This window comes from Staphylococcus sp. HMSC062H10 (assembly GCF_001836945.1).
In the GTDB taxonomy this organism is placed as follows: domain Bacteria; phylum Bacillota; class Bacilli; order Staphylococcales; family Staphylococcaceae; genus Staphylococcus; species Staphylococcus aureus.
Map to the genome: position 1 here is coordinate 1 of NZ_KV830945.1, position 24,523 is coordinate 24,523.

Sequence of the window (24,523 nt, forward strand, 5' to 3'; positions counted from 1 at the left end):
ACAGGTGTGACCTCCTTGCTATAGTCACCAGACAAAATAACTTACTTATTTATGATACACGCTTAATTAATAAGGCGCAATAGTTAATTTTACACTTTGTTGTGAACTTTGTCACATCAGCTTTTAGTGTGTTTCGTCTGTTTTTGACGACTTTTATATATTACTTCATTCGATTGATAAAGTCAACACTTTTAATCAACTTTTTTATTCTTCAAAACTCACATTTCTCGTGCTCTCTAATTCATAACACTTTTAGTATTCTATCATACACATATGTACAAAACCATACACATTCTATACAATTTTAAAGTACTTTTATAGCTGATTAAGATAAATTATACTAATATAGCAATTTTTGTTATAAGATATCTCAATGTCTATCGTTAACATTTCTCATCAGAACTACTCTATATACATATCGTCATTTTCATCTATCAGCTAACTAACTTGTTTAACAGTCAAAAATAGCACCATTATCGTTAACTATTACTATCAAAAACATTCAAACACAAACTAATTACCATAATTAAGAAAACCCTCGCATACACATGATGTATACACGAGAGCTCTTACTAACAATCAACGTCATTTATTTTTGTCTCATATAAGGGAATAATAATACGTCTCTGATTGATGGAGAGTCAGTTAATAACATAACTAATCTGTCAATACCGATACCAAGACCACCTGTCGGAGGCATACCATATTCTAACGCTTCAATGTAATCTTCATCCATTTCATGCGCTTCATCATTACCTTGCGCTTTTTCAACAAGTTGCGCTTCAAAGCGACCTTTTTGATCAATAGGATCATTTAATTCAGTAAATGCATTTGCATGCTCTCTACCTACAATGAACAATTCGAAACGATCAGTAAATCTAGGATCTTCAGGATTTTTCTTCGCTAAAGGTGAAATTTCAGTCGGATGACCATAGATAAACGTTGGCTGAATAAGTGTTTCTTCAACTTTTTGCTCAAAGAATTCATTTAAAATATGACCATATTTCATTGTATCTTTAATTTCAATACCATGTTCCTTAGCTAAAGCTTTAGCTTCTTCATCACTTTTAACTTCATAAAAATCTACACCAGTAGCTTCTTTTACAGCATCAACAATATGCAAACGAGTCCAAGCAGATTCTAAATCAATCGTTTCCCCATTGTATTGTACTTTTGCAGAACCTAATACTTCATTGGCAATATGTCTCACCATAGATTCTGTTAAATCCATAATGTCATGATAATCTGCATATGCTTCATATAATTCAATCATTGTGAATTCAGGGTTATGTCTAGTTGATACACCTTCATTACGGAATACTCTACCAATTTCATATACTTTTTCAAGTCCACCGACAATTAAACGTTTTAAATGCAACTCAATAGCAATACGCATGTATAACGTTGCATCTAATGCATTATGATGTGTTACAAATGGTCTAGCAGCTGCGCCACCAGCAATTTGGTGCATCATAGGTGTTTCTACTTCCAAGAAACCTTTATTATTTAAATAATTACGCATTTCTTGAATGATTTTACTACGATTAATAAATGTACGAGTGCTATCTTCGTTCGTAATTAAATCTAAATATCTTTGACGATATCTCTGTTCAATATCCTGTAAACCGTGGAATTTATCCGGTAATGGTCGCAATGATTTAGTTAGTAGCGTGAATTTCTTCGCTTTAACCGATAATTCGCCAGTATTTGTTTTGAACATTACACCTTCAACACCAACGATATCGCCTAAATCAGCATTTTTCCATAAATCAAATTCGTCATCGCCAACTTGATCTTTACGAACGTATATTTGAATTTGTCCAGCTAAGTCCTGAACGTGTGCAAATCCTGCTTTACCTTTACCACGCTTAGTCATTAATCGTCCAGCTATAGCGACATGACTATCCGCTTCTTTTTCTACCAATTCTTCTTTAGAATACTGGTCCCACTCTTCTTTCAAATCACTAGATAAACCTGAACGGTCAAATTTAGAACCAAATGGGTCTATACCAAGATCATATAATTCTTGTAATTTTTGACGTCGAACCAACATTTGGTCATTCATTTCTTCTGACATAACTTTCTCTCCTTTAACTTGTTGTAATCCATTAGTATTCCAACTGGTACACTCAAACATATTCCTTTAAAGTTTTATAAAATATCAGACATTTTTGCTCAACATACATCTCTTTCGATGTTACTAATACTTTATCATTATCCATTGCACCTTAAAGTTATGATGTGGCATGTTTTCTTATATTCATAACATCAATTTTATCACTTTTTTAATTTTACAAGAGGTTGTAAATGTAATAAAGCAATTTCTGTTTTCGTTTATGAATTACTTATTCATTTAAAATACGATTATCATTAATACAACCCTAAGTAAATGTATAAAAATTATCTTTCACAAACTTAAACAAAAGCCCAAATAAATTACAGCAATTTATCAAATATTGCTTAATTTGATTTTATGAAATAACTTAATTCTAACACATACTAAATCATCATATACTAATTCGAAATCAAATGCATTTAGAGATAATCAAAATGCGGAAACATCTCCAATAATCAATCATCTATTCCTAATAAATATGAATGTTATCAACAATACCTTATTTATATCTCTTTACACTGTCATCGACAAAAACTAAACCTTTCACTTTCAATTTCGAACGTGGTTCTATGACATTTGCTGCTATATCATTTAATGGGATTAAAACAAATGCACGTTCATTCATTCTCGGATGTGGCACCGACAGTTTTGGTAAATCTATCATTTCTTCTCCATACAACAAAATATCCACATCTAAAGTTCTAGGACCCCATCGTTCCTTTCTAACACGGTGTAAACATTCTTCTGTCTTCAAACAACATTCCAACAGTTGTAATACTGTGAGTGTTGTTTGAATTTCAACACACAAATTTAAAAAGTTAGGTTGCTCAGTATACCCAACTGGTGCTGTTTCATAAATCGGAGAAATATTAGATACGTTAATACCATCATATTCATTCAAAATCTTTATAGCATCGTTTAACTGGCTTTCTCTATCGCCAATATTACTACCTAATCCTAAGTATGCTTGAATCATTTATTCTCCCTCACTATTTCGATACCTACTCCATCATAATGACCCGGAATCGGTGGGTTTTCTTTAGTGATTCTCACTTTCGTTTCCATTACACGATTATATTGTGAATTTATACGATTTGCAATACGTTCAGCTAGATGCTCAAGTAAATTAACGGCCTTACCTTCCATAATTGATTTAACCTCTTCGAACACTTCACCATAATGAACTGTATCAATAACATTATCAGTACGACCAGCTTCAGATAAGTCTACTTTTAAAGTTACATCCACTTTGAAAATTTGCCCTATTTCATTTTCAGCTGATAAAGCACCATGATATCCATAAAAGCGCATACCTTTAAGAAAGATTGTGTCTTGCATTTTCATTCTCCTTTAAAAAATCTATACCATTAGCTAATTTAGCATTTAACGCAACATTATGTACGCGTACTGCTTTAACACCCTTCATAATACCATACGCTGTCGTTGCAGCGGTCACTTCATCCCTTTCAACTGGCGTTGTATCATAGTCCATCATTTCTTTAGTGAAACGTTTACGACTTGTCGCTAATAAAACTGGGTACCCTGTGGCCACAAGTTCATCCAGTCTTGCCATTACTTCGGCTTCCTCTTCTCTTGTCTTGGCAAAACCAATTCCCGGATCTAGCCAAATTTTATCTACTGAAACACCTGACATTTTAGCTTGATGTGCTTGTGCAAGTAAAGATGTCAACATTTCTTCAACAACTGGTTCCTCACGTTCGCCATTGCCATTATGCATTAAAACAATTTCCGCATCGTATTTGGCTACAACTTGAAACATGCGATGATCATACAGCCCCGCCCATTGATCATTAATGATATCAACACCTAATTTTAAACATGCTTCAGCAACCTCACTTCGAAATGTATCGACTGAAATTTTTACATCAAAACCGACAATAGCTTCAACAACAGGTAATACTCTATTCAACTCTTCTTCCACAGTAATCATTTCGTGTCCTGGTCTCGTTGAAACACCTCCAACATCTATAATATCAACACCTTCATCCATCATCGCTTTCACTCTAGTTACTGCTGATTCAACATTATTAAATTTTCCACCATCTGAGAATGAATCAGGTGTGACGTTTAATATGCCCATAATTTTTGTTTTAGTCATGTTAACCACCCTTTAATTATGTATTGTTTAACTCTAATAAAATTTACTCCTGCGATTTACTAGTTATTAGTATGTACGTTTATTATCTTATCATTCACTGGATGTTTTTATCAGAAAAATGTTTAATTTAACGCTCATAATTTTAAAATTATACATGGTAGAAAAAAAGAGCAAGTTATCTCAAAAAGATAACTCACTCTTTTAAATGACATTAATTAGTCATCGAATGAATATAAAGGTGTTGATAAGTAGCGTTCACCATTACTCGGCAATACTGTTACTACTGTTTTACCTTTTCCTAATTCTTTTGCTTTTTGAATGGCAGCATAAATCGCAGCACCTGATGAAATACCTGCTAAAATACCTTCCTCTTTAGCAACTCGACGAGACATTTCCATCGCTGTATCATTTCCTACTTTAATAATACTGTCATAGATTTCTGTATTCAGAGTACCTGGAATAAATCCAGCACCTAAACCTTGTAATTTATGTGGACCTGGCTCACCACCGCTCAATACTGGAGAAGCCTCAGGCTCTATAGCAACAATTTCGATGTTAGGATATTCTTTTTTCAGAACTTTACCTACACCAGATAACGTACCGCCAGTACCAACACCAGCTAGGAACGCATCGATAGTTTTCCCTTCAAATTGTTGTAATAACTCAGGACCTGTAGTTAACTCATGAACTTCAGGGTTCGCAGGGTTTTCAAATTGTTGTGGCTCGAAGTAACCATGTTCTTCTTTTAATTCTTTAGCTTTTTTAATTGCACCTTTCATCGCTTCTGATCCAGGCGTTAAGACTAATTCCGCACCGTATGCTTTTAATAAATTACGACGCTCTTGGCTCATTGTCTCAGGCATTGTAAATACTGCTTTATATCCTTTAGCAGCACATACAAATGCTAAACCAATACCCGTATTACCACTAGTTGGTTCTACAATTGTATCGCCAGGTTTAATTTTGCCTTCTCGCTCTGCTTTTTCAATCATTGCTAAAGCAATTCTATCCTTTACAGAACCACCTGGATTTTGATATTCCAATTTTACATAAACATCTGCTGCATTGTCATCTACTACATTTCTCAATTTGACTACCGGTGTACCGCCAATAATTTGAGTAATATTATCTACTGGTTTTTGTGCCATTAAGAACACTCCTTTTTAGTTAGTTGTTGAAATCTTAGTTTATTTATCGGATATAGAATTATTTTATCAAATAAATTCTAGAAATCAAACAAAATTACTAAGGATTATACAACTATTTAGTTCTACATTTCACTAAACCGCTAAAAATAAACATTTTAGCGTATTGATTTAAATTAAATTACGCTAAACTTTCTAGCAACACGTTTAATTCTTCTTCAGTATATTTATATTTATTTCCACAGAAATGACATACTGCTTCAGCACCATGATCTTCTTTAATCATATTTTGAATCTCAGCCTCGCCCAATCCTTTAATAGCATTTAAAAATTTCTCATGACTACAATTACATTCAAATTGAACAGGCATTTTTTCTAAAATTTGCACATGGTCTTCACCTAAGATTTCGTTTAGTAATCCTTCTGGCGTTAATCCTTGTTCAATTAATTTAGAAACTGGTGTCATTTCACTAATTGCTTTTTCTAATTTTGAAATTGTTTCATCTTTGGCACCTGGCATAACTTGAATGATAAATCCTCCTGCTGCTTTAATCGTATTATCAGGATTTACCAATACACCAAGACCTACCGATGAAGGTGTTTGTTCACTTGTAGCATAATAATAAGTAAAATCTTCACCAAGTTCTCCTGAAACAATTGGACTTGCTCCAGAGAAATAGTCTTTCATTCCAACGTCTTTAACAACCATAATAGATCCATTAGTCCCTACTGCTCGTCTTACATCAAGTTTACCTTGCTCATTTAATGGAAAATGAGTTTGTGGATGGTCTACATAAGCACGCACCTCGCCTTTAGCATTTGCATCGGCAATAATTCGTCCAATAGGTCCTTGGCCATCTACAGTGACAGTTAATTTTTGATCACCTTTCAACATTGCGCCCATCATAGCTGTTGCTGTCATTGTTCTTCCCATTGCAGCAGATGCTGTCGGCCATGTATAATGTCTCGTTTGTGCTTCTTGAACAGTTTCAGTTGTCAAAGCAGCATAAGCCCTAATCTCCCCATCAAATGCTAATGCTTTAACAATATAATCGTGTGTCATTATTTCAATCTCCTCTATTACTCTATATTTTAAAAATTACTTTACTTCATAAAATGCAACAATTGTACTTATTCTACACCCATCATTCTAAATAATGAAGCAACTTGTTTGATTATTAACTATTCGTGCCATAATACCATTACTTAGTAAGTAATCGTGTATTCCTTAAATCATAAAAGTACCTCTTTCTATAACTTTATCATAGAAAGAGGTACTGAATATAATCGATTATTTATTGTCTGGGTGATTTGGATCGTAAGGTTTTTCGATATTTGGGGCTTGTCGATGTGCTGGTTCATCTTTTTCATCAGATTTATCAGCTTCTTTTTTATCCTCAGCAATATCTTTTTCTTCTTTACGATCTTCACTTTCGTCACGTTTTCCATCTTCTAATTGCTCTTTACGAATTTCTTCATAAGATTTACCGAATTTACCATCATTAAATTCAGAATCTTCATCTTTAACAACTTTAGCTGCATCATAATCAATTTCAGGTAATTTACCTTCGTAGAATAATGATTGAATTTGTTCAGCAACTAATGTTTCTTCTGTTAATAATGTTTCAGCAATTAAAATTAATTGTTCTTTGTGCTCTAATAAAATTTGTTTACAACGTTCGTATTGTTCTTTAACGATTCGTTGAACTTCTTTATCAATTTCATATGCGATTTGGCTTGAATAATTAGGCTCACCTTGCATATCTTTACCTAAGAATACTTGACCATTGCTATGACCGAACTGTAATGGTCCTAATTTTTTACTCATACCATATTGCGTAACCATTGAGCGTGCGATTTGTGTTGCACGTTCGAAGTCATTTGAAGCACCTGTTGATACTTCGTTAAAGTTAATATCTTCTGATACACGTCCACCAAGTAAACCACAGATTTTATCTAATAACTCTTGTTCAGTCATTAAGAAACGATCTTGTTTAGGTAGCATCATTGCATAACCACCTGCTTGTCCACGTGGAACAATAGTAACTTTATGCACTACTTCTGCCTCATCAAGTACCATACCGATAATTGTATGACCAGCTTCGTGATGAGCAACAATATTACGTTCTTTCTTAGAAATAACTCGAGATTTCTTAGCAGGTCCGGCTATAACTCTATCCGTTGCCTCTTCGATATCTCTCATGTCAATTTTCTTTTTACCTTCACGTACAGCAATTAAAGATGCTTCATTTAATAAGTTCTCTAAATCAGCACCTGAGAAACCAGGTGTACGTTGTGAAATTGCTTTTAAATCAACCGTTTCATCAAGTGGTTTGTTTTTAGCATGAACATGAAGAATTGCTTCACGGCCTTTCACATCTGGACGACCAACTTGAATTTGTCTATCAAAACGACCTGGACGTAATAAGGCTGGGTCAAGGATATCAGGACGGTTTGTAGCAGCTATCATTATGATACCTTCATTTTCACCGAATCCATCCATTTCAACTAATAATTGGTTTAGGGTTTGTTCACGTTCATCATGACCGCCACCAACACCTGCACCACGTTGACGACCAACAGCATCAATCTCATCGATAAAGATGATACAAGGCGCGTTTTTCTTAGCATTATCGAATAAGTCACGAACACGGCTCGCACCAACACCAACAAACATCTCTACAAAGTCTGAACCACTAATAGAGAAGAATGGTGCGCCTGCTTCACCTGCAACCGCTCTAGCAAGTAATGTTTTACCAGTACCTGGAGGCCCAACAAGTAAGACACCTTTAGGAATCCTAGATCCCATTTCTTTGAATTTTTTATTATCTTTCAAGAAATCAACAATTTCAATTAATTCTTGTTTTTCTTCATCTGCCCCTGCTACATCAGAGAAACGAACACGACGTTTATTATTATCGTACATTTTTGCTTTAGATTTACCAAAGTTCATCATACGACCGCCACTACCGCCACCTTGTGCTTGGCTTAGGAAGAAAATAAATAATAACGCTATGACTACAACTGGAATTAATGTTGAAAGTATACTCACAAAGACACTTTGTTTTTCTTCTTCTTTAATCGTTAATTTTACACCGTTTTGCTTTTTAGCAGCATCAGTAATTTTTTGTAATTCTTTTTCGTTGTTATATAAAATAGTTGATGAATAGTCTTCATCATTTTTCGTTTTACCACTTACCATATAGACATTTTGTTGTGGTTGGATTTCTAAAGTTTTAAGGTCACCTTTTTCCAACTTCTCAGTAAATTGATTATATGTAAGCTGTTTCGGCATATTTCCATTACCGTTTAAATATGAAAATAGACCAAAAATAATAACGCCTATTATTACGATAACTAGCACATTGCGAAAAGCTTTCTGCATGCGTCATTTCCTCCTACTTCCCATAATAAAACTAACAAAAATTGTAACATATGACATGTTTTATAAGCTAGTAATTGAGCTTAACATCAATGTCATTCACACCCTGTGTTAGTTTTATCAATCTCTATATTTTTCAACTTTTTAAGACATATGTCTTGTCTAAAATTAAATATATATGAAATACATTTTTCATATTTTTGAGTCTACACTATTATTTCTTAAACGCATAGTAATAATAACTGAAATTGATTAAAAAATTAATTTGAATACACTTCAGGTTTTAACGTACCAATATATGGTAAGTTTCGGTATAATTCACGATAATCTAAACCGTAACCAACAACAAATTCATCTGGTATTTTTTTACCTACATACTTAGCTTCAATGTCCGCTTTACGACGGTTTGGTTTATCTAATAAAGTAACTATTTCTAATGAATTAACTTTTCTAGATTGTAATAATTCAGTAATTGACTTAAGTGTAGTACCAGTCTCTAAGATATCTTCAATAATTAATACGTCTTTATTTTCAATAGAAGAACCTAAATCTTTAATGATTTGAACTTCACCAGTTGACTCAGTGCCTCCGTGATAACTAGAAACATCCATGAAATCAATTGATAAATGGGTATCAATTCGTTTAATTAAATCTGACATAAACATTGCTGAGCCTTTTAAGATACCCACGCATACTAATGGTTTACCTTGATAATCCTTTGTTAATTGTGCTCCCAATTCCTTACAGATATTTTGAATATCTTCTTCAGTTAACAATACTTCTTTCAAATCATTATGCATAACGCTATTCATCTCCATTTTTACTAATTATAATCCATTGTTTTATTGTTTGTTGTTGATATAAATCTCCTACCGCAATAATGCGCTGTTGTTTATCCAATACGATTGGCATTTGATCCCGAACCCACTGTTGCACTTTACAATCTATAAACAGGCGATTCACTTTCTTATAACCATCGCGCCCATTCAGTTTAAATGTATCGCCACTTTGTCGTGTTCTCACTGTAAGCGGAAATAAACATTTTGGTAAATTAGAATGTATCTCTAATCGATATTTGTTAAAAATATAATTACCTGGCTTTTCAATAGTTTGAACTCTAAAATATGTATCGCCATTATTTTTAGCCATTATTATTAATTTACCATATGCGATTTGAATTATCCATTTATCCGTGAGATTAATACTGAATTGTGCTTTCTTACTACTAAATTGTTTAAACCACTCTTCGTATGTTTTAGCACTAATATTAAACAACTCATAATACTTTGATAATAGGCAATCCAACACAACCATCTTTAATGAGTTTGGCAAGTCATTAAAAGATTGTCTAGAAACCTCTAAATATTTTGACTGTTCATCAAACTTCACAAATTCTTGAATAAATTGTTTAGCTGAATATTGCAAAATATCATATTGTTCATCATGCCATTGTTTTAATTTTAATAAATGCGATACTTTAAGTTGATTATTTTCATCAATAGCTGGAATAATTCTATTACGAATATCATTTCTAACATATTTGTTATCTTTATTAGATTCATCTTCAAAATATGGTATATGATATCTCTCTTGGAATTGTTTTATTTCTTTTTTAGAGACAGCTAAAAGTGGTCGATAAATCTGATAACCTTTTCGCTTCGACAACTCATCAAATCCTAGTTTATTGCGCGTTGATTTCCCATTAAAAATGCGATACATAATAGTTTCTAATTGATCGTCCAAATGATGCGCCGTTAGCAATACATCCGCTTCTAATACATTCATCATTTCATCAAACCATTCGTAACGTTTAATTCGAGCTTCATTCTGAATGCTGTTATTTCGATTGAGACTATGCGACAAATCCAACTTTTTGATATGTAAATCGATGTGGTGACGATCGCAGTATGCTTCTAAAAATCTGGCTTCCTCGTTTGAAGCTGACCTAACGCCATGATTGACATGTAAACATGTTAGTTTTCTATAACTATCTTTATAATCATTTAGTAGTTGATACAATAAACACATACTATCAATACCTGTAGAAACTGCGACAACAATATGGTCATCAACATGCCAACCATTACTATTTAACTGCATAACATCACCTCACTTTTACAATTTTCAAAAATGGTATAAGTCTTAGTTATATCATTACAAATAAAAGAGACTGCTCCTTATTTAAGAAACAGTCTTAGATTGTCTAACGCTGCAATCGATTATTCGATACGCATCATTCTAAATATATTCCTTATCGAAACAGTCTTTATTTATTTTAATTAACGTCTAGAACCTTTGCCACCGCGTCTAGATTCTGTTTGACGTTTGATTGAAGTTAATTTATCTTCACTATCTTTTAAGAAATTGCTTAATTTCTTTTCAAAATCTTCGGCTTTTTGCACTGGTTTTTGATGACTTGGTTTACTCGTATGTTGTCTACGTGGACGGTCTTTAGCTTTCTTTATTGAAAGACTAATTTTTCCATCATCAGCAATAGATAATACTTTTACGTCTACTTCATCACCAACAGAAAGGTGCTCTTCTACGTTTTCAACATAATTATCTGCGACTTCACTAATGTGAACTAAACCACTTTTTCCTTCAGGTAATTCTACGAATGCACCAAACTTTTTAATACCAGTGACTTTACCTTTAAGCTTATTTCCAACTTCGATTGACATATGTTAAATAAATCCTCCCGATTTGATTCGATTTTCCCTTATTATATCCTTGTTTGGATTTTTTCACAATGTCTATACTCGGATAATTTTGAATCAATTTGGATTTATTTTTTCGAAGATTTTGAGCTAGACGAATCTTTGTCTTCTGGCAACCTAAAAATCACTTCACCTTTGTTGCTTAAGTAATAATCATCACGCGCAATTTTTTCAATATAATCTTTGTCATTCAGATTATTCAACTTTTCTTTTAACGCAATTTCTTCATTTTGTTGCTTTTGAAACTGTGCTTCTTTCGCTTTTCGCTCCTGTGCATCAATATCATTGCGATGTTTTTGGACAACAAGCAAGATTGATAAAACAACAATTATCGCAAGTAATACGCCCGCAAATACTGTAATACGCCTACGAACAACACGCATTTTCATTTTTTGACGTTGTTTTTTCTTGTTCTCTTGCGACGTGTACTGATTTTCTATATGTTCTACTTTATTTTTCATTGCTTGTCACCTCCAATTTACGCTTCTTCAAGTCGACGCTCTTCAATGATTTCATACATGCCCTTCGCGTTATCTTTAGATGCATGTTCATTTAATGCAGTTACTTTAACTGTTACTAATTTTTGACCAAAGCGAATCGTCAGCACATCTTCAACTTTAACATCCGATCCAGCTTTAGCAACATTACCATTTATTGTAATTCTACCTTGATCACTTACCTCTTTTGCTAGCGTACGTCGCTTTATTAACCGTGATACTTTTAAATATTTATCTAATCTCATGTATTACTCTCCCCTTTTTCTAGCCACTGCTTTAACGCGGCCTCATCAAATGACTTATCCTTCGTCTTCTCATATAAATTTAAAAAATGCTCTGCAAATACTTTTTCAAATTTAACTCTTGGCTGTTTACCTTCAGCATCTTTCGCCTTAGACCAAATTTCTTTTAAGTCATCGATAGTTTCAGCATTAGCATCACCAAATATGTGTGGGTGTCTACGAATCATTTTAGCATTAAGACTTGTAATCACTTCTTTAATGTCGATATACCCTTCTTTTTTACCAATACTAGTATGCAATAACACTTGTAATAAAATATCTCCTAGTTCTTCAATCATATGCCAATCATCTTCATTGTCAATAGCTTCGAACAATTCAAATGTTTCTTCAAGTAAATAACGTTTAAGCGTTTCATGCGTTTGCACTTTATCCCATGGACAACCTTTATCTTCATCAACTAAAGTATCAATCACTTCCGTTGCAAAATCAAAGTCATGATACAAATATGTCGGTGTTGTGATTTTTGGTACGAATACACTCGTCAAATTATTGAATGCATTTTCATCATGGTCCAATTCATATAATGGGCATGTCACAACGTTATCCACACCATCACTTCGTGCACCAGTGACAATTTGAACAGGGTAATCATCAGGATATCGTTCCATTAAAGTGATTTTCAAATTAGCAGCAACCATTGCACTATAAACTTGCGTAATCAATGTATGCGTTCTAACATTAAGTGTTTCTTCTTGTAATGATGTCGCATCTAACAGTGTGAAGCCATCATTTGGATCTACATTAACTGCTTCAAACACATCATCAATAAAGCTTTTCCCACCTAAAACTTTCACATCTATATCAGTATTGTTCTTTGCTAAAGCCAGTAATTTCACTGTAGTTGTCTCAGCAACTCTAGGATGACCCGGAACCGCATAGACAATATCTTTTTCATTAGCAGCTTCAACCAATTGCGCCACAATATCATTATAGACATCTTCAAATTGGTCATGTGCTTCATAAACATGGTCAAAACTCTTAAATGTTAATTCATCTTGCAATGATTCTATAACTGGATGATCTAACGTTCTTGCATAAACTTTATCATGTGTCTTTAAATATTTATATATCCCTAGCGGCAAATCATCAATGCCATAGTTTCCTAAGCCAACAATCGTAATGGTATGTGCCATCAACGTCTTCCTTTCTTAATTTGATACAACTTTGAACCAAATGGTAAATAAGTTAACTCTTTATATGTCAAAACATTAAATCTAAAAATATAGAAAAACAATGCAATGATACCTAATACTGCTGCACATAATAATTCAATGAGTCCAGTGATTCTACCGTGTGTTGTCACTATGTTTAACACGCATTGAACAACAATCGACATAAATACCATACCTAAAACAACATTGATAAAAAATCGTCTCATCGCATGTAAGTGGTATTTTCTCGTGACAGCAATATGGACAATCGTACCGAATATAATTAATGATACAACAGTACTAATGCTCGCACCAATAATGCCACTTAAACGAATCAAAATGATATTAAGTATAAATTTAATAACCAATCCTGCCGTCATACCAACAAAAATAGGTCTCACAGCATGTTGAGCTTGTAATAATGCCATATCCATCATAATTAATGATACACAAATGACCGTAATCATATAAACGCTTAACGTTAAGGTTAAATCATTCGTCTTAAAAAATACACCGTTCATTAAAGGCAATAAATTAATTAATCCTATTCCCGCTGCTGTACTTATTAAAATCGTAATCTTTAATGACGCATTTGCATAACGATTCATAAGTACCTGATTATTCATTTTGATTGCGTCACTTAACAGAGGAATGAGCGCAAAACTAAATGTTGTAGTTACAATCAATCCCATCTGAATAAATGATGCACCACGGTCATAGACTCCTTTTTCAGTTATGGCAACATCGAATGGCACGCGTATCGCTTGAAGTGACTTAATAATAGTAACACTATCAATCACTTGCCATAAAATTACGATTAATTGACTGATAGCGAAAATCAAAACCGAAAGTGCGAACTGTTTCCAAACGATCTTTGCAGTGTTATTTACCATTTTAAACTTAAAAGGTCGGTGCGCTACTAAATAAATTGAAGAACCTAAAAAACCTATCGTTGATGCTAAAATAGCAATTGTTCCCGCTTCATATATCGTCCAACCTCTATCTACAAAAACAACAATAGTAACAATAATAATACCTACTCGTATAACTTGTTCTATAACCTGGGAAATAGCCGGAACTGTCATATTATTTGCAGATTGATAATAACCTCTTAACACGCCAAGCATACCTATAAATATAAAGCTTAAACTTGCTGCTTGAATCATTGGTGTTAAATGGCTATCACCCATCATATGTGCAATATTGTTCGCAAACACAAAAATAGCAATAAATAATAATATACCAACTAATTGTATATAAGCGACTGCTTTTGCATATGCTTCGTCACTATGATACTTCCCTATATTTTGTGTAATTGCACTAGGAATGGCATTCATCGATAATATCATTCCTAATGCTACAATTGGATACACTTGTTGATATGCATACAAACCTGTATCGCCTAATATATTTTGATATGGAATTCGATATACAGCACTCAGAATTTTAAGGACAATTAATGCAGCAGTTAACACGACAACGCCATTAAATGCTTCTTTATGCTTCATCACTGATTCTCATACTTTCTTCAATGCACTTAACTAAGAACTTCAAACTATCAAGCCATTGATTTTGTTTCGTTAAAGTAATTGTCATTGCATTATTTTGAACACCAACCTTCATTGTTCTACCTAAAGGTTGTGTTGCTTTGAACAGCACTTCGCCATCAATATTTTCAGTGGCTTTTACAGATAAATGAATATCAATTATTTTCCCTTTATCTTTAATCAACGTGATACCTGAATGTAATGCGTGTACTTTTATTTCCACTATATCAAGCAAACGTGCTACTTCAACAGGATAATCATTGAAACGATCAATTAATTCGTCTTTAATGTCGATAATTTGATCAAATGTTTCAGTTTTTCGTAGCTTTTTATAAATTTCAATTTTAGCTTGTTCATTTGCAATATATTCTGTTGGCAAATATGCATCCAAGTTTAAATCAACTTCGACTTCTGGCACCTCAGATTCTGGTTCCTTAATACCACGTTTTTCATTTACAGCTTCTTCTAACATTTGACTGTACAAATCAAATCCAACTGTATCAATAAAGCCGTGCTGTTGTTTACCTAACAAATTACCAGCACCACGAATATTCAAATCACGCATCGCAATCTTAAATCCTGAGCCTAACTCCGTAAATTCTTTAATCGCTTGTAATCGATCTTCTGCAGTCTCAGTTAGTACCTTATTTGCTGGATGTAAGAAGTATGCATAACCAATACGACTTGAACGACCAACACGACCTCTTAATTGATACAACTGACTCAATCCAAAGCGATCTGCATCTTCAATGATCAAAGTATTTGCATTTGGGACATCGACACCTGTTTCAATAATCGTCGTCGTTACCAAAATATCATATTCATTATTGATAAAACTTAACATCGTTTCTTCTAAATCGCGCTCTGTCATTTGTCCATGAGCAACTGCAATGTTAGCATCTGGCATTAACATCTGGAGTTGTTCTCGTTTTTCATAAATGGATTGCACTTTATTATAAAGATAAAATACTTGGCCATCACGGGATAGTTCTCTTTCTAAAGCTTCTTTGATAAAACTCATGTTCTGTTCTAATACATATGTTTGAACTGGGAAACGATTTTCTGGTGGCGTTTCAATGACTGACAAATCGCGCACACCTAGCATACTCATATGCAATGTTCTAGGTATTGGGGTTGCGGTCAATGTTAGTACATCTACATTATGTTTTAATGTTTTAATACGCTCTTTATGGCGTACACCAAATCGTTGTTCTTCATCTACAATCAATAGTCCTAAATCTTTATACTGTATATCTTTACTAAGTAATTTGTGTGTACCAACAACTATGTCAACAAACCCCGTTTTAAGTCCCTCCTTAGTTTGCTTTATCTCTTTAGGCGTTCTAAAACGACTCATTAATTGAATTTCAACAGGAAAATCTTGCATACGCTCAATTAACGTCTCATAATGTTGCTGAGCTAAAATAGTTGTAGGAACTAAAAATGCAACCTGCTTTCCTTCCATTACAGCTTTGAATGCTGCTCTCACTGCAACTTCAGTTTTACCATAACCAACATCACCACATAGCAAGCGGTCCATTGGACGCGATTTTTGCATGTCATCTTTAATTTCATCGATAGATTTCGCTTGGTCAGGCGTAAGTTCATATGGAAAATCTAATTCAAATGTTGTTTGCTCAGCTGTGTCTTCCCCATATTGATAACCTTCTGCCATTTCTCTTTCTTTATATAAATCAATCAACTCTTCAGCAATATCTTCAACACTTTGTTGAACTTTAGCTTTTGTTTTTTTCCATTCACTGCCACCGAGTTTATTTAATTTTGGCGTCTTATCTTCCGAAGCTACATATTTTTGAACTTGATCCATTTGATCTACTGGAACAAATAGTTGATCCGTACCTTTATATTGCAATTTAATATAATCACGATGTGTTTGCCCTACTTCGAGCGTCTCAACACCTAAATATCTACCAACACCATGATGCACATGAACAATATAATCTCCCACATTTAAATCTTGGTAAGACTTAATTTTTTCAGCATTTGAGATAGCTTTCGTACGTTTTCGTTGCTTTTTCTGTTTTGATTTAAAAAGCTCACGCTCAGTAATGACAACTAATCCCATATCAGGTAGTTCAAATCCTTCAGATAAACTGCCTTCAATAATCACTGCTTGCCCCGATGACATTGAGCGATGCAATTTTGTTATTGATGGAATATGCATTTCACTTAACATCGCTTGCATACGTTCAACTTTAGTTTCGGTTTCGACCAAAACCACGATATGATAATTTTGGTTAACATATCGTTGAAATTCAGAACGCATAATGTCATATTGCCCATAAAATTGTTGGACAGGTTTACATGAAAATTTAATAATATGATTTAGTTTTATCGGCATTGTTGTAGCGAATAATGAAAAATAAGTGACAGGATAGCCTTCAATCAATGTTTCAAAATCATCATATTTTATAAAACTTTGTCCTATAAATCCATTACCACTTTCAATAATATTGCTAATAAACGAATCAGACTCTACTGTTAAACTTTCTTCAGTTTCTTTAATACGATTAAATTCATCAACTGCAATGATTGCATCTTTTTGGAAATAATCAATAATTGTCGAAGGTGTTTCATACATAAACGCTACTAAACGACGTAGTATTTGATGATCAAAGTATGTACTTTCGAATAATTTAAAACTTTCATACGTTTCTTTCAGATCATTGCGCACTGATTTATCTATTTTGGGTCTTGTATTTTCATATGCACTTTTTAACTCTTCTTTAAGATGGCTGATCACTTCTTCAGTAATGATATAATCACTTGCAGTTGTTATATCAACTTCTTCAATATTATCTTTGGAACGCTGCGTTTCAACATCAAAATCCCGAATAGAATCAATTTCGGTATCAAATAGCTCAATTCTGATTGGTTCCCCAATTAGCGGAAAGATATCGATAATACCTCCTCGCAATGAGAATTCACCAATATGCGATACCACGGATTCCCGCTTGTACCCCATATTAACTAATTTGTTAAGAAATTGGTCCACATCGATATCCTCACCAACACGCAATGTCATTTGGTGATTTTGCCACATTTCAACAGGAGTTAACCACTTTTTCAAACCATTTAAAGGAACGATAAATAACCCTTTCTTACCTTGAGCTAACGCAGTTAAAGTTCTAATACGTTCACTCATCAGTTGAGGGCTTTGTGTTGAAAACTCTTCGGTCATAATATCTTGCACAGGATACTTATACAATTCTTCAGCATCTATAAATTGAAGTAAATCTGTTTCTAATTTATCTGCTTGGTATAAATTATTGGTAATTAATAATAACTGTTGATTACTTTGTGCATATTTTTCAGCAATCATCGTCACTTTAGCTGACGGGGAAAGACCAGTTACTAGTGTGTTTGCTTGTCCAAATACCTGATTAAGGTCTTGAAAATGATTATCTTCTTTTATAAGCGTTGTCAATATTGTCATTATTTCACTTCACCATTAAATTCATTCATAACATGGTCAAATCGTGATGTTTCAACAAACTTTTCAATTGCGCGTGCTGCGTGTTCGATAACTTTTTCCATCGTTACCATTTCATCATTTGAAAAGCGTTGTAAAACATAATCAGGTACCGTCATACCATTCGTTGGTCTTCCCACGCCAATACGAATACGTTTAAATTGGTCTGTACCAAGCATTTTAATAATTGATTTCATACCATTGTGACCGCCCGCACTTCCTTTTTGTCTTAAGCGAACTTGTCCTTGTTCTAAATCTAAATCATCATATAAGACAATTAAATCTTCTGGATTAACATTGTAATAATCCATAATCGGTGCAACTGCTTCACCTGACAAATTCATCATTGTCATTGGTTCGATAAATAACACTTTATCTCCGTTCATTCGTTCAATAGTATATGCACCTTTAAACTTTTGTTTATCTAATGAAAAATTATTTTTCTCTAAAATATAATCAACGACTTCAAAGCCGATATTATGTCTTGTAAGTTCAAAACGTTTACCTATATTACCTAGACCTACAATACATTTCATGCGTGTTTACCTCCAACATAATTGTTTCATTTATTATTATAATGACAACATCTATTTTCCGCCATTGCCATCAATTATCATTATTCTTTAGCTTAGTAAGTATGTATTTTAAAATCAAGTACATTAAAATTTTTATAATGTATCGTTGTTGAGTTTAATGTCTTTTACTCACTAAAATTAATTTAACTTTAGTACAAAGCAATAAAGTTTAATTAAGCTTTATAATAACACAAAAAGCACCATGCTTATATTAAAATAAGCACAGTGCTTGTTAAACAAAGTATAAAAACTTTAATGTAACAGATTAAAATTACTCTTCAGTTTTTTCTTCGTCTTCTTTGCTTTCGCCAACAACTTCTGGTTCTTCAGTTTGTTGTTCGCCTTCCATAGCTTCGATTTCTTCTTCAGTTGGTTCTTCAGTTGGAGCAACTACTGTTACTACTGATTCAGCTGAATCGTTTTCGATTTTGAAGTCGCCAGTTACTTTAACATCTGCAACAGTTAAGCTGTCGTTAATGTTTAATTCAGTAATGTCTACTTCGATTGCTTCTGGAATATTGTCTGGAGTAGCAGTTACTTCTAAGTTGAATAATGGTTGTTCAACTACGCCGCCTTCTTTAGCGCCTACTGCTTCACCAACTAATTGAACTGGTACTTCAACAGTACGTTCTTCACTCATATTGATTGCTAAGAAGTCAATGTGAGTAATTTGGTTTTTAAGTGGATCGAATTGGTAGTCTGCAACCATAACTTTGATAGTTTTAGAACCAACGCCTAATTCGATAACACCGTTACGACCTACTTCACGGATAACTTTGATGAATTCTACTTCATCAACTTTAACTGACACGTTTTTAGTACCGTAACCGTATACTACTGCTGGTACTTTACCAGATTTTCTTAATTGTTTAAGATCTGAACGTGTTTGTTTACCTTGACGGATGATTGACTTTAATGAAGCCATTCTCATTTCCACCTTTCATTTTTGCTCAAAACGAGCACCTCACTTACCCATCAACATAATCGTTGCTTGCAAGTGTTTATTTATTCGTATAATCACGAACGAAACTATTATACACGTTTGGAATATGTTCGTCAAACGCCTTTTAAATATTAGTCAAATAATACGCTAACTGATTCTCTTTCGTATACACGAATGATAGCTTGTGCGATTAAACCAGCAACAGATAATTCTTTAGTGTTAGATGGTTTGCGGTCTTCATCTAAATGAATTGAGTTTGTTACGATTAATTCTTTTATAGCAGAATTTTCGATACGTTCTTTAGCCGGTCCTGATAAAACAGGGTGTGTACAACAAGCATATACTTCTTTAGCACCTTTATCTTTTAATGCTTGTGCAGCTAACGTGATTGTACCTGCTGTATCAATAATATCGTCAATAATAATTGCCGTACGTCCTTCAATCTCACCAACAATGTTCATCACTTCAGCAACATTTGGTCTAGGACGACGTTTATCTATAATTGCAATTGGAGTTTTTAAAATGTCAGCTAATTTTCGTGCACGTGTAACACCGCCATGGTCTGGTGAAACAACGACACATTCTTCTGGGTTAATATTCGGATCATCTTTGAAATGTTTAGCAAGAATTGGCACACCCATTAAGTGGTCAATTGGAATATCAAAGAATCCTTGAATTTGTGGTGCATGTAAGTCTAACGCAATCATACGAGTTGCGCCAGCTGTTTCGATTAAGTTTGCAACTAATTTAGCAGTGATTGGCTCACGGCTACGGGCTTTTCTATCTTGTCTTGCATATCCATAATATGGCACTACAATATTGATTGTTGCTGCAGAAGCACGTTTACAAGCATCAATCATAATTAATAATTCCATTAAATGTAGATTCACAGGATATGATGTTGGTTGAATAATAAATACGTCACAACCACGAATACTCTCTTCGATATTAATTTGAATTTCTCCATCACTAAAACGTTTAACTGAACATTTACCTAGTTCAATTCCTACTTGGTCAGCAACTTCTTGCGCTAATGCTTCGTTTCCTTTCAATGAAAAAATCTTTAATGACGAATTCTTATATTCATTATTTAACATTTATAGTCCTCCAATTATTTACTTACGCAATTACTATTATATATAAAATGTAACTCCATTACTATGCGAATCATTAAATCATAAAGATTACATTAATATTACATAGGATTATCCTTTTATCCTAGCCATTTTAAATACGTAAATGATTATTTCCTATATCCTTCTTTTGTTGTTTGTCTTGCTCTTGCCACAGCTAAACTGTCATTTGGTACGTCATCTGTGATTGTGGAACCAGCTGCCACCAATACATCATCACCAATTGTTACAGGTGCTACTAAATTAACATTGCATCCGACAAATGAATCTTTGCCGACGATAGTTTTAAATTTATTTTCACCATCATAGTTAACTGTTATCGTTCCACAGCCAATATTCGTACGTTCGCCTATTACAGCATCGCCAATATAACTTAAATGCGAAACCTTTGCACCATCTTTAAGATCTGCTTTTTTAATTTCTACAAAATTTCCAACCTTAACATCTGCACCTAATTGCGCGCCTGGTCTCAATTGTGCAAACGGTCCGACCTTAGTATTCGCTCCTACGCTAGCATCGTTAACAACAGACTGTTGAATACATGCACCATTTTCAATCGTACTATTGTTAATTTCAGAGTACTGACCAATAACAACATCTTCGCCAATTTCTGTACGACCATTAATTCGTACACCTGGTTCAATGACTGTATCACTGCCAATTGTAACGTCTGGACCAATAAAAGTGCTGTCAGGATCGATGATTGTCACACCATTTAGCATGTGATAATGATTCGTACGACGTTGCATCGCCTTCTCAGCCTGACTAAGCATTACACGATCATTTACACCCATTATTTCTTCAACATCATTGGTACGATAGACTTCTACGATGCCGCCATCATTTAAAATTAACGACAATACATCAGGGAGGTAATATTCACCTTGCGCATTATCATTTTTCACTTGTGTTAATTTTTCAAACAACGTTTTATTATTAAACGCAAAAATACCTGAACTAATTTCATTAATATCCTTTTCAGCTTGCGTTGCATCTTTCTCTTCAACTATGCGTTCTAAACAACCTGACGCATTTCGAACGATTCTTCCGTATCCATATGGTTGTTGAATCGATGCAGATAATACAGTTGCTTGAGCATTAGCATCCTCGTGATGCGCAATCAATGTTTCTAATGTTTCCTTTGTGATGAGCGGTGTGTCACCACATACAACGATCGTCGTACCTTCCTTGTCTTCTAAGTGTGATTTCGCCATTTGCACTGCATGCGCAGTACCGAGTTGTTCCTCTTGAAAACTGTATAAAGAACGCTCACCTAAATGTCCTTTTACACTTTCAGCACCATGTCCTACGATGGTTACAACTTGATCGACACCAGAGCCTTTCACACTTTCCAATACATGTTCGACCATAGGTTTTCCAGCAACCTCGTGTAGCACTTTATACTTTTTAGATTTCATTCTTGTGCCTTTACCTGCTGCCAAAATTATCGCGTGTCTTCGCATGAACATTAACCCCCATTAAATTTTACACTTCGTCATTATTATAATTTAATCTGCAATACTCTTTCAACATATAAAAGGCATTGTTTTTAATTCGTTGTAATTTTAAAAACAACTTTTTCCTTAATTCAAAAATACGAGCATCATTCAAACGCAATTTTTATCAGCAATGTATCAATAATTTTCATATCATCATAATCTGTTAACATATATATTTATTAGCCTTTCATTTCATAAAATTAACATTAATACAAACTAAAAAAACTGCCGACAAAGCTTTATGCTTTATCGACAGTATCAAATCAACTTATTGCAAATGTATTACATCGCTAAATATAAAATTGATTAAGCTTCTTCTGAATCTTCTGATGTAGCGTTTTTATCTGGTACTACTTCATCTGTTTCATCATATACTTTCATCACTGCATCTTGAATTTCTTGTCTCATATCTGAATTAATAGGATGCGCGATGTCGCGGAATTCACCATCTGGTGTACGTTTACTTGGCATTGCAACGAACAAGCCAGAGTTTCCTTCAATTACACGTAAATCATGAATTACGAAAGCTTCATCTAATGTAATGGAAACGAGTGCTTTCATTCGTCCATCTGTTTGTATTTTTCTAAGTCTTACATCTGTCACTTTCATGTAGTGAGCCCCCCTATAGTATATATCTCTCTGTTTTATTTAGAAGCTTGATTAAACATATTAATCGAAAATTATAATTCCTTAATTTTACTTACTAATTCAATTTCTACTTTCACATCTTTTGGCAAACGCGCAACCTCTACACAACTACGCGCTGGCTTGTGTTCATTAAAATATTGACCATACACTTCATTTATTTTTTGGAAATCATTCATATCTTTAATGAAAATGGTCGCTTTCGCAACAGAATTCAAATCAGATCCTGCTTCTTCCAAAACAACCTTTAGATTATCTAAAACTTGTTTTGTTTGTTCTTGAACATCAGCGCTTACGATATGTCCATCAACATTCAATGGAATTTGACCAGAAGTATAAACCATACCATTCACAACTGTTGCATGCGAATATGGTCCAAGTGCTTCCGGTAATCTTGTTGTGTTAATGATTTTCATAATACTAAAACTCCTTTTATGAAAACTTAGATAAACTGTTGCCAGGTTCTACGTTAAACTCTTGATTATATTCATCTACATCAGATAATTTCACTAAGGAAGTATAATCTTCAATCAATCTTTGTTTAACTTCTTTTGATTCTACAAGTACTGATACCCCTTTTACATGGGCTTTAAACTCATTCATTAAATTCATAACACCATTAATAGAGCCACCAGCCCTCATAAAATCATCGACAACTAAAACATTTGAATTTTCTGCTAAAGTTCTCTTCGAAAGTACCATTGTCTCTATTTTTCTTGAAGATCCTGAAACGTAATTAATTGAAACTGTAGAACCTTCAGTCACCTTGTTGTCTTTTCTAATCACTACTACTGGTAAATTTAAAATATTAGCAACTGCATTTGCCAATGAAATACCTTTTGTCGCAATGGTAACAACAGCATCTAATTTTTCTTCCATGTAAATACTGGCAATTAACTTACCAACTTTGTTTAGTAGCGATGGATTACCTACCAAATCTGATAAAAATAAATACCCGCCAGGTAACAAACGTTCTTTCTCTTCTAATAGAGTAATGACCTCATTAACAACTTCAGTCGCCTCTTCTTTACTCATCATTGGTTTATACGTAACACCACCACTTGCGCCAGCAGTAGTAATTACTGTACCTAACTTTTCTTTTTGGAATGTATTTTTTATAATTTGGACATCTTCACTTATTGAAGACTTCGCCTGTTTAAATTTTTTCACAAAAAAAGTTAATGGAATCAATTTATTCGGATGGTTCATCAAATATTGCGTCATAAAAACAATTCTCTCGCTTCGTTTATATCTCATCT

The 24,523-nt window shown here is 33.7% G+C and carries 24 protein-coding genes; all 24 read right to left on the reverse strand.

Annotation, left to right across the window (positions count from 1 at the left end; all coding sequences use genetic code 11):
- Positions 1–589 precede the first annotated feature (589 nt).
- On the reverse strand, positions 590–2,077 hold the full coding sequence (gene lysS / locus HMPREF2658_RS00330) for a lysine--tRNA ligase (protein WP_001288202.1): 1,488 nt from the start codon (positions 2,075–2,077) through the stop codon (positions 590–592).
- A 52-nt stretch (positions 2,078–2,129) separates the two neighbouring features.
- Positions 2,130–2,222, reverse strand: coding sequence for a hypothetical protein (locus HMPREF2658_RS00335; RefSeq protein WP_031785444.1), 93 nt, complete (start codon positions 2,220–2,222; stop codon positions 2,130–2,132).
- Between the two features lie 393 nt (positions 2,223–2,615).
- Positions 2,616–3,092: a 2-amino-4-hydroxy-6-hydroxymethyldihydropteridine diphosphokinase gene (gene folK / locus HMPREF2658_RS00340; protein ID WP_000613719.1), complete on the reverse strand. Its 477-nt coding sequence runs from the start codon at positions 3,090–3,092 to the stop codon at positions 2,616–2,618.
- Positions 3,089–3,454, reverse strand: a complete 366-nt coding sequence (gene folB / locus HMPREF2658_RS00345; protein WP_001154303.1) for a dihydroneopterin aldolase — start codon at positions 3,452–3,454, stop codon at positions 3,089–3,091. Before folB ends, folK begins: the two co-directional genes overlap by 4 nt.
- On the reverse strand, positions 3,432–4,235 hold the full coding sequence (folP, locus tag HMPREF2658_RS00350; protein ID WP_000167941.1) for a dihydropteroate synthase: 804 nt from the start codon (positions 4,233–4,235) through the stop codon (positions 3,432–3,434). Before folP ends, folB begins: the two co-directional genes overlap by 23 nt.
- Positions 4,236–4,450: 215 nt before the next feature.
- Entirely contained in the window at positions 4,451–5,383 is a 933-nt protein-coding gene (gene cysK, locus HMPREF2658_RS00355) for a cysteine synthase A (RefSeq protein ID WP_000057594.1), read from the reverse strand.
- A gap of 178 nt (positions 5,384–5,561) precedes the next feature.
- Positions 5,562–6,443: an Hsp33 family molecular chaperone HslO gene (gene hslO / locus HMPREF2658_RS00360; protein WP_000148605.1), complete on the reverse strand. Its 882-nt coding sequence runs from the start codon at positions 6,441–6,443 to the stop codon at positions 5,562–5,564.
- A 228-nt stretch (positions 6,444–6,671) separates the two neighbouring features.
- Positions 6,672–8,765 (reverse strand): ATP-dependent zinc metalloprotease FtsH, encoded by a 2,094-nt coding sequence (gene ftsH / locus HMPREF2658_RS00365; protein ID WP_001167886.1) that lies wholly within the window; start codon positions 8,763–8,765, stop codon positions 6,672–6,674.
- A gap of 257 nt (positions 8,766–9,022) precedes the next feature.
- Positions 9,023–9,562, reverse strand: coding sequence for a hypoxanthine phosphoribosyltransferase (hpt, locus tag HMPREF2658_RS00370; RefSeq protein WP_000551283.1), 540 nt, complete (start codon positions 9,560–9,562; stop codon positions 9,023–9,025).
- A gap of 4 nt (positions 9,563–9,566) precedes the next feature.
- Positions 9,567–10,862 (reverse strand): tRNA lysidine(34) synthetase TilS, encoded by a 1,296-nt coding sequence (tilS, locus tag HMPREF2658_RS00375; RefSeq protein WP_001176731.1) that lies wholly within the window; start codon positions 10,860–10,862, stop codon positions 9,567–9,569.
- A gap of 179 nt (positions 10,863–11,041) precedes the next feature.
- Positions 11,042–11,443, reverse strand: a complete 402-nt coding sequence (locus HMPREF2658_RS00380; RefSeq protein ID WP_000021445.1) for a S1 domain-containing RNA-binding protein — start codon at positions 11,441–11,443, stop codon at positions 11,042–11,044.
- 104 nt (positions 11,444–11,547) lie between these two features.
- Positions 11,548–11,940, reverse strand: coding sequence for a cell division protein DivIC (divIC, locus tag HMPREF2658_RS00385; protein ID WP_000792417.1), 393 nt, complete (start codon positions 11,938–11,940; stop codon positions 11,548–11,550).
- Between the two features lie 17 nt (positions 11,941–11,957).
- On the reverse strand, positions 11,958–12,221 hold the full coding sequence (locus tag HMPREF2658_RS00390; protein ID WP_001234988.1) for an RNA-binding S4 domain-containing protein: 264 nt from the start codon (positions 12,219–12,221) through the stop codon (positions 11,958–11,960).
- Positions 12,218–13,411: a MazG nucleotide pyrophosphohydrolase domain-containing protein gene (locus HMPREF2658_RS00395; protein WP_000951462.1), complete on the reverse strand. Its 1,194-nt coding sequence runs from the start codon at positions 13,409–13,411 to the stop codon at positions 12,218–12,220. Before HMPREF2658_RS00395 ends, HMPREF2658_RS00390 begins: the two co-directional genes overlap by 4 nt.
- The gene (locus tag HMPREF2658_RS00400) at positions 13,411–14,937 is read right to left on the reverse strand and encodes a polysaccharide biosynthesis protein (RefSeq protein WP_054194618.1); all 1,527 of its coding nucleotides are present in this window, start codon (positions 14,935–14,937) and stop codon (positions 13,411–13,413) included. The genes HMPREF2658_RS00395 and HMPREF2658_RS00400 overlap by 1 nt, the downstream gene beginning before the upstream one ends.
- Positions 14,927–18,433 carry a transcription-repair coupling factor gene (gene mfd, locus HMPREF2658_RS00405; RefSeq protein ID WP_000154222.1) on the reverse strand — a complete coding sequence of 1,169 codons (3,507 nt, stop codon included), beginning with the start codon at positions 18,431–18,433 and terminating at the stop codon, positions 14,927–14,929. The genes HMPREF2658_RS00400 and mfd overlap by 11 nt, the downstream gene beginning before the upstream one ends.
- A complete protein-coding gene (gene pth / locus HMPREF2658_RS00410; protein ID WP_000649791.1) occupies positions 18,433–19,005 on the reverse strand; it encodes an aminoacyl-tRNA hydrolase in 573 nt (190 codons plus the stop codon). The genes mfd and pth overlap by 1 nt, the downstream gene beginning before the upstream one ends.
- 310 nt (positions 19,006–19,315) lie before the next feature.
- A complete protein-coding gene (locus tag HMPREF2658_RS00415) occupies positions 19,316–19,969 on the reverse strand; it encodes a 50S ribosomal protein L25/general stress protein Ctc (protein WP_000157650.1) in 654 nt (217 codons plus the stop codon).
- Positions 19,970–20,118: 149 nt separating this feature from the next.
- On the reverse strand, positions 20,119–21,084 hold the full coding sequence (locus HMPREF2658_RS00420) for a ribose-phosphate diphosphokinase (protein ID WP_000933774.1): 966 nt from the start codon (positions 21,082–21,084) through the stop codon (positions 20,119–20,121).
- Between the two features lie 146 nt (positions 21,085–21,230).
- Positions 21,231–22,583 (reverse strand): bifunctional UDP-N-acetylglucosamine diphosphorylase/glucosamine-1-phosphate N-acetyltransferase GlmU, encoded by a 1,353-nt coding sequence (gene glmU / locus HMPREF2658_RS00425; RefSeq protein ID WP_054194617.1) that lies wholly within the window; start codon positions 22,581–22,583, stop codon positions 21,231–21,233.
- Positions 22,584–22,605: 22 nt separating this feature from the next.
- Complete coding sequence (locus tag HMPREF2658_RS00430) at positions 22,606–22,737, reverse strand: hypothetical protein (protein ID WP_001796646.1); 132 nt, start codon at positions 22,735–22,737, stop codon at positions 22,606–22,608.
- Positions 22,738–22,925: 188 nt separating this feature from the next.
- Positions 22,926–23,228 carry a septation regulator SpoVG gene (gene spoVG, locus HMPREF2658_RS00435; RefSeq protein ID WP_000868999.1) on the reverse strand — a complete coding sequence of 101 codons (303 nt, stop codon included), beginning with the start codon at positions 23,226–23,228 and terminating at the stop codon, positions 22,926–22,928.
- A gap of 71 nt (positions 23,229–23,299) precedes the next feature.
- Positions 23,300–23,680, reverse strand: a complete 381-nt coding sequence (locus tag HMPREF2658_RS00440; RefSeq protein WP_000691769.1) for a RidA family protein — start codon at positions 23,678–23,680, stop codon at positions 23,300–23,302.
- Between the two features lie 16 nt (positions 23,681–23,696).
- A complete protein-coding gene (gene purR, locus HMPREF2658_RS00445; RefSeq protein ID WP_001269643.1) occupies positions 23,697–24,521 on the reverse strand; it encodes a pur operon repressor in 825 nt (274 codons plus the stop codon).
- Positions 24,522–24,523 lie beyond the last annotated feature (2 nt).